General features: G+C 49.9%; 5 protein-coding genes. All 5 read left to right on the forward strand.

Going from position 1 to position 7273, the window contains the following annotated elements; genetic code table 11:
• Nucleotides 1-3: 3 nt before the first annotated feature.
• The 5 genes from ACN0VL_RS02485 to ACN0VL_RS02505 all read left to right on the forward strand — a co-directional run bounded on the left by ACN0VL_RS02485 (nt 4) and on the right by ACN0VL_RS02505 (nt 6533).
• A complete protein-coding gene (locus ACN0VL_RS02485; RefSeq protein ID WP_417614529.1) occupies nt 4-1371 on the forward strand; it encodes a cbb3-type cytochrome c oxidase subunit I in 1368 nt (455 codons plus the stop codon).
• Between the two features lies 1 nt (nt 1372).
• The gene (locus ACN0VL_RS02490) at nt 1373-2197 is read left to right on the forward strand and encodes a CbbQ/NirQ/NorQ/GpvN family protein (protein WP_417614530.1); all 825 of its coding nucleotides are present in this window, start codon (nt 1373-1375) and stop codon (nt 2195-2197) included.
• Nucleotides 2178-4259, forward strand: a complete 2082-nt coding sequence (locus tag ACN0VL_RS02495) for a nitric oxide reductase activation protein NorD (protein ID WP_417614531.1) — start codon at nt 2178-2180, stop codon at nt 4257-4259. Before ACN0VL_RS02490 ends, ACN0VL_RS02495 begins: the two co-directional genes overlap by 20 nt.
• Before the next feature lie 208 nt (nt 4260-4467).
• Nucleotides 4468-5382 (forward strand): LysR substrate-binding domain-containing protein, encoded by a 915-nt coding sequence (locus ACN0VL_RS02500; protein ID WP_417614532.1) that lies wholly within the window; start codon nt 4468-4470, stop codon nt 5380-5382.
• A 323-nt stretch (nt 5383-5705) separates the two neighbouring features.
• Nucleotides 5706-6533 carry a CmcJ/NvfI family oxidoreductase gene (locus ACN0VL_RS02505; RefSeq protein ID WP_417614533.1) on the forward strand — a complete coding sequence of 276 codons (828 nt, stop codon included), beginning with the start codon at nt 5706-5708 and terminating at the stop codon, nt 6531-6533.
• Nucleotides 6534-7273: the final 740 nt, after the last annotated feature.

The raw sequence follows: 7273 nt of genomic DNA on the forward strand, positions 1-7273 counted from the left end.
ACAATGCGCTATAAGTCCCAGTCTGTCGCCTATTGGTACTTTGCCGTGGCCATGGTGTTGTTCGGCTTGCAGCTGGTGTTCGGCCTGCTCTCGGCGACCAAGTATCTAGGGCCGGACCCCTTGCTGTACATACTGCCCTTTGACGTCACCAAGGTGATTCATACCAACCTGCTGATCGTCTGGGTACTGACCGGCTTCATGGGCGCGGCCTACTGGCTGATCCCCGACGAGTCGCGTACCGAGCTGTACAGCGTCAAGCTGGCCTATATCCAGCTGGTGCTCTGGACCTTGATGGGCGTGACCGCGGTCATCGGCTATCTATTTCGCTACGGCACTGGCAACAAGCTGCTGGAACAGCCGCTGCCACACAAGATCGTCATCGTCATCTGCATGCTGATATTTCTGTTCAACATTGGCATGACCATCAAGAAGTCCGGGAGGTTCACCACCACCGAAGGGGTATTGGTGCTGGGCCTGGTCAGTTCGGCGGTGCTGTTCTTCCCGGCACTGCTGGAATACGAGAACTATACCGTCTCCATCTTCTATCGCTGGTGGACTATCCACTTGTGGGTAGAAGGGGTGTGGATGATGATTTTAGGCAGCTTTCTGGCCTACCTGTTGATCCGTCTATCCGGCGCCGACCGGGAAGTCATGGAAAAGTGGCTGTATGTGATCGTCGGTCTGGTATTTCTTGCCGGCATCCTCGGCACCGCGCACCACTACTACTGGGTTGGCGTGCCCTACTACTGGCTGCCAATAGGGGGCTTTTTCAGTGCCCTTGAGCCGCTGGCCATAGTGGGCATGGCCATGTACGCCTATGGTGCCATGCGACGCTCTGGGCTGTCCCATCCCAATGTATTGGCCCTGCACTGGACCCTGGGCTGTACTATCTTCACCCTGTTTGGCGCAGGCTTGCTGGGGCTCGCCCATACCTGGCCCAGCATCAACAAATGGACCCACGGCACCCTGATTACCGCCATGCATGGTCACGCCGCCTTCTATGGCGCCTATGCCATGATAGTACTGGCGATGATCAGCTACGCCCTGCCTTCACTGACGCATGAGCGCAAAAACCAAAGTAATGCCATCGGTTACTGGGCATTCTGGCTACAGCTGGCCGGCATGTTTGGCATGACACTGTCGTTCGCCACGGCCGGAATCGGCCAGGTCTATCTGGAGCGCATCATGGGCATGGGCTATCTCGACGCCCAGCTGAAAATTCAGGTGCACTTTGTCATGCTGATCGCCTCTGCCACCTTGTTCACCGGCGGGGTTGGCCTGTTTATCTTTGACTTCTTCAGCCGTCGCCCACGCTTCGACGTCGACGAAGCAGAACCCGCTCATGACCCCGTCGCCAGCGAGCACAGCTGATATGATCGTTAATCACCTCATGCAAGAGCAGGAACGGGAGCCAGTGCCGACCACCGAGCCCTGGTATCAGCCAACCGGCAACGAGGTGGCACTGTTCGAGCAATGCCATGAGCGCCATCTTGCGGTCATGCTCAAAGGCCCGACCGGGTGCGGCAAAACCCGATTTGTTGAGCATATGGCCTGGCGTCTGCAGCGGCCGTTAATCACCATTGCCTGCCACGATGATCTGGCGGCCAGCGACCTTATCGGACGCTACCTGATTCAGCATGATGGTACCGTCTGGCAGGACGGTCCCTTGACTCGGGCGGTGCGCGAAGGCGCTATCTGCTATCTCGATGAAATAGTTGAAGCGCGTCAGGATACGGTAGTGGTACTGCACGCGCTAACCGACCACCGGCGTATGCTGCCGATCGACAAGACGGGCGAGCACCTCCAGGCCGCCCCCGGTTTTCAACTGGTGGTGTCTTACAACCCCGGTTATCAACGGATGCTGAAGGATCTCAAGCCGAGTACACGCCAGCGTTTTGTGGCCATGGATCTGGATTTTCCTGCTGCACAAGACGAAGCTCTGATCGTCCGCCATGAAAGCGGCGTCGATCATGCCACCGCCACCGGCCTGGTGGCACTGGCCGAGCGCATTCGGCAACTTCGTGACCGGGGTCTGGCCGAGGTGCCCAGCACCCGCCTGCTGATAGCCGCAGCAACCTTGTCTGCCAGCGGAATCGAGCTGCGCGAAGCCTGCTATGCAGCTATCGTCTCCCCCTTGTCCGATGAACCGTCTATGATCAGCGCTCTGCGGGATCTGGTTGACGGCACCTTTATTTAACATGGCCGAACCCGAAGAGCTGCTCAGCGATGCCGCGCGGCATGCAACCATCTTTAGTCAGAAACTCTGGCGACGCTATCGTCCACTCCCGGTAGGGCCACCCACCGCCCTGCTGGCCGATATTGCACCGCGTCTGGATCTGCTGATTACCGCGGTGACCGGCCATAGCTATCCACTGCGCATTGCCCAGCCTCCTGCCCACCCGACCTTTCTCTCGCGGGTATTTCGGCGCACCCAATTTCCCTGGCAGCAACAACCGGTGCCGGCAACCAATGGCCGGTTTCTCTGGTTACCAGCCGACTCACGAATCGAAGATATCAACTTCGGCTACGAGCTGTATCGAGTCATGGCCTTGCAGCAAGCTTTGCGCGCGGTACGCGGTAGTGCCGAGCCACCGCAACCAATAAGCTCCCCATTGCACAGAGACGTGTATTTATTGCTTGAAGCCTGGGCGTCGGATGTGACCCTGCTGCGTCTGCTTCCCGGTATGCAACAGTCCGTGCTGCGGTTACGCCAGCATGCCCTGCAACAGCGCCCCACCCTGAATCGCTTTTCTGCGGCACGCCGCCCCTTAGAGCTCTGGCTACGCCACTTACTGGAAAGCCCTGTTACCTCAAGTTTCGTTCCCCTTAGTGACAGTCCCGCACAATCTTGCTGGCTGGCCGCGGAGCTTATCAACAGTCAGCGGCTTTGCTCTTGCGATAACAAGACGGGGATTCAAAATGCGAGCGACCACAAGCTGGGGGATGCGCCGTTGCTTAAAGACTGGTGGACGGGAGAGCTGCTTGCATCTGCCCTCACCAGCAGCCATATCGAAGACAGCGCCGAGCAGCACGCCGACCCGTCTGCCACGCCGCCGCGCAGTAGTCATATGCCACGCCGCCCTGAGGTACGCGAAGCGACCGAGGAAGAAGACAAAGAAACGGCTGACGAGGGTATTCTTATGGTGCAGGCTGACGAGCCCCACCAACAAGCAGAAGATCCCTTCGGTATGAACCGACCGATTGATCGGGATGAGGACACCAGCGCCGACGAGTTTGGCGATATGTTGTCGGACTTGTCCGAAGCACGCCTGATTTCCACTCCCGGTTCACCCAAGGAAGTACTGCTCGCCGATGACCCGCCGGATACCAATACCGCCATGCAATTACGACGGGCCGTGCGTGAGAATAGCGGTATTCGCTACCCCGAATGGGATTATCGGGCTCAGGCCTACCGCGATCCCGGCGCAACCGTAAGAATACTGCCCAACCTGCCAGGCACTCAGGCCTGGGTGGATAGCACGCTGGAGCAGCATAGCGCCCTGCTGAATCAAATCCGCCGCAACTTCGAAATGCTCAGTGCCAGGCGCGTAACCCGCCGCAAACAACTAGATGGAGATGATATCGATCTCAATGCCTGGATCGACAGCTATGCAAACTTTCGCGCCGGTGGCGCACTATCTGAAGCCTTGTATCAAACCCGCCGCACCGCCGATAGAGATCTGGCCATCACCTTGCTGATTGATGTTAGCGGCTCGACTGACAGCTGGGTTGGGGCTAACCGACGGATTATTGATGTAGAGCGTGAAGCCCTGTTACTGGTATGCATTGCCCTCGAGGGCATGGGCGAGCCCTATGCCGTACAAGCTTTCTCGGGGGAAGGCCCGGATAGGGTGATTGTTCGGGAATTAAAGAATTTTGACGAACCATTCAGCAACAAGGTTGCGCTGCGCATCAGCGCGCTGGAACCCGAGCACTATACCCGTGCCGGTGCCGCCATCCGCCATGCCAGCACCGCTCTGATGCAGCAACCGGCAACACATCGGCTACTGCTATTGCTGTCGGATGGCAAACCCAACGACAAGGACGACTACGCCGGCCAATACGGCGTCGAAGACATGCGCCAGGCGGTAACAGAAGCCAAGCTGCAGGGAATTTCCGCTTTCTGCCTGACGATTGACCGCCAGGCCCCATACTATCTGCCGCACATCTTCGGTATCCATCATTACGCGCTCTTGCCACGCCCCGAACTCCTGCCAATTGCACTGCTGGATTGGTTGAAGCGTTTGGTCATTCACTGATGACAGCTGTAGTTGTAACCCTGCCCTCGTCCCTGCAGGCTGTTATAAAGCATCCAGCTAAACCTTACTCTCGGCACATAACGCTTAAATAATAGAAAAATATTGATTGGCTATTTTTTGCGTTACTTTGCAAAAAAGAGACACTTGCTAAACACTAACAACAATATGATAATTACTTAACCTACCCCACAGCAAAGAAATTATTTGTATGAAAACACCTAAGCACCTTAATGCACTAAGGGCTTTTGAAGCGACAGCCCGACTAGGTAGCTTTAAAGCCGCAGCTGATGAAATAGGTGTCACCCCTGAAGCTATTGGGCAATTAGTTCGCACATTGGAATCTTACTATTGCATACAGCTTTTCATACGTAATAAAGGTGGAAAAAGACTTACAGCAACCCAAGAAGCACTCAACATTCTGCCAAGCTTGAGTGAAGCATTCAGGTGTTTGTCTAGGGTTACTGATAGATTAAAAGGCTTGTCGAAATCGGGAGCTTTAACTATTAGCTCTCCCCCATCTATTACTTCTAAGTGGTTAGTACCTATTTTACCTAAGTTTTTGAATGACGAGTCTGATATAGACGTTAGATTAGATATAACAAACCGCCTACTCGATTTAACTACAGGTGAATTTGATATTGTCATTCGATACGCTAGAAAAGCAGAGGATTGGTCAAATTTGAATGTTACATCATTAGCTGAGGATGAAAACCTCCTAGCTGTATGTTGCCCTAGATTATTAAAAGCACACCCAGAAATCGCCGAGATTTCAGGCTTACTTAAGCAAACTTTAATTCGAGATATAACCCTGGAAAATTCAAGTTATCCTAACTGGCGAGAATGGTTAAATAAATCCGGGGTTACCGAATTCAATAACACTAACTTTTTAGAGGTCAACGCCCCCTTAGTTGCAATAGAAATGGCAAAACTTAGTCAAGGTGTTGCACTTGTGCGTGAACACCTTGTGCATAGCGAAATAGCCGCAGGAACTTTAATAAATATTTACCCTAACAAACTTCTATCAACAAATTGGGGTTATTACATTATTACCCCGCCAAACCCTAGATCTCAAGTTAAAATTTTTGCTAACTGGCTTGAAAAAGAGTTAAGGTTGTTGTTGTAAAAGGCTGTACAGTTAGCCGCAAGCATTTTTGACTAAAAAATAAGTGTTAAAATAATTACAGCCAGCTAATCGTGTAGCTTTTTCACTTCACATTGTACAAATAATTGCTGTTATCGCACTGCCTGCAACACGCATAGCCATACCCTATGCTCACCGCTTACCCCATCAAAGATAGTCTATTCCAGTTAATTTTCGCATTCATACAAACATTTTCTTCTGTTGCACAGAAGTTATCATGCTTTGTTGAAGTTGAGTTAAATAGGTAGAATCTACATATTAAGATGGCACAAAATCAGTTACAGCATAAAAGGACAACTATTTAGATGGCGACGACATCCTCAATAATGAAAACATCTGGCCAAATCAAATCTGAACTTAATTATATTAAGCCAGACAGTACTCTCGCTCCTGAAGTTTTTTACTCTGGTGGATCAGCACCACAAAAATACAATGATGCTTATGCATTTATGCCAGCTACTATTGATGATGCGCGCAGTTCACAAGAGATATTTTCAGTTCACAAACAAGGCTTTCAATTAGTTACAGCCCCGACAAAACATAAAGATTTTACAGACGAAAAAGCTATTGAAGCTAGTTATTATGACGAAGTGATTGCGATTATTAAAGATGCCACCGGTGTGAAAGATGTTTTTGTTTTTGATCATACTGTAAGACGTGGCTCTGCAGACAGCAGCCGTAAACCAGCGCATCATGTTCATAATGATTATACTGAGCAGACGGCTCAGTCTCGTGCACAAGAGCGTATTGGAGTGGAGCAGTTTGCTAAACTCAAAGGTCGTCGAATGATCCAGATTAATGTTTGGCGTCCCTTGGTGGATATTGTAAAGCGCTCACCTTTAGCATTTTGTAATGCGGCTAGTGTTAATCAAAAAGATTTACTGATATCCAAAATTCACTTCCCAGATACAGATCATGTTGGTGAAATATATGCATTGCGTAAAGCTGCTGAGCAGAAGTGGGTCTATTTTTCAGAAATGAATCACGATGAAGTTGTTCTTATTAAAGGCTTCGACTCCGTGAAAGAGGGCGTAGCCCGGTTCACACCGCACACGGCTTTTGAATACCCAGATCAAGATCCAAATGTTGACGCAAGAGCGAGTATCGAAATACGTACATTTGCTTTTTATTAAAACAATAAAAAGTAGTAACACCTACCTAATTTATTACTATTAACTTAGGCTGTGAAGGAGTTAATAGTTTTCTGGCATGAATATTTTTTATTAAAATAACCATGCATTAAAAAATAATATGAAATAAAGCTTAAATATAGCTACTTCAGCTAAAAATAGGTGGCTTACTAAAAGCCGCCTATTTAGCTTTAGTGTTACTGACCGCATTTTCGAAAATCAATGCAAGCAGCAGATTTTTGCCATGATTATCAGATGGTTACGAGCAAGTAAATGTTAATTAATGGTAATTAGGTCAGTAGCTGTTGTCATGAAGTAGCTACCACATACTAGTTATTTATTAACCTCAGTTGAGACACCTGTGCTGTTCAAATTTTAGGACTACTTTGAGCGACTGTATTTATTAACTTTTTCTTTATCACAAAAAGAAACGAAACAAGCTAAAAACTTTAAATAAAATGCCAAAACCACAAAATAAAACAATCGAACACGTGGTGGCATATAACGCCCTGTTAAGGTGTGAGCAACGTAATACCAAAGCTTCCGCATAACACCTTAACCACTAAACGCAACGCGTAGCAAAAATGCCACGCGTTGCGAATCACTCTTAAACAGTTTGTTGAACTAAGCCGCTTCGCGGCAGAAAAATGGCGCTCCCTATCATACTGATCTCAGAGCCCTACCAGAGTGGTAGCGGACTGGAGATAGCATGATGAATAGCCAACAGCAACGCCACTTCGATG

It is taken from the genome of Oceanisphaera sp., assembly GCF_048268965.1.
In the GTDB taxonomy this organism is placed as follows: Bacteria; Pseudomonadota; Gammaproteobacteria; order Enterobacterales; family Aeromonadaceae; genus Oceanimonas.

Coding starts and splice junctions, on each gene's coding strand:
- ACN0VL_RS02490 (WP_417614530.1), top strand. CDS start 1,373: ATGATCGTTAATCACCTCATGCAAGAGCAGGAACGGGAGCCAGTGCCG.
- ACN0VL_RS02505 (WP_417614533.1), top strand. CDS start 5,706: ATGGCGACGACATCCTCAATAATGAAAACATCTGGCCAAATCAAATCT.
- ACN0VL_RS02485 (WP_417614529.1), top strand. CDS start 4: ATGCGCTATAAGTCCCAGTCTGTCGCCTATTGGTACTTTGCCGTGGCC.
- ACN0VL_RS02500 (WP_417614532.1), top strand. CDS start 4,468: ATGAAAACACCTAAGCACCTTAATGCACTAAGGGCTTTTGAAGCGACA.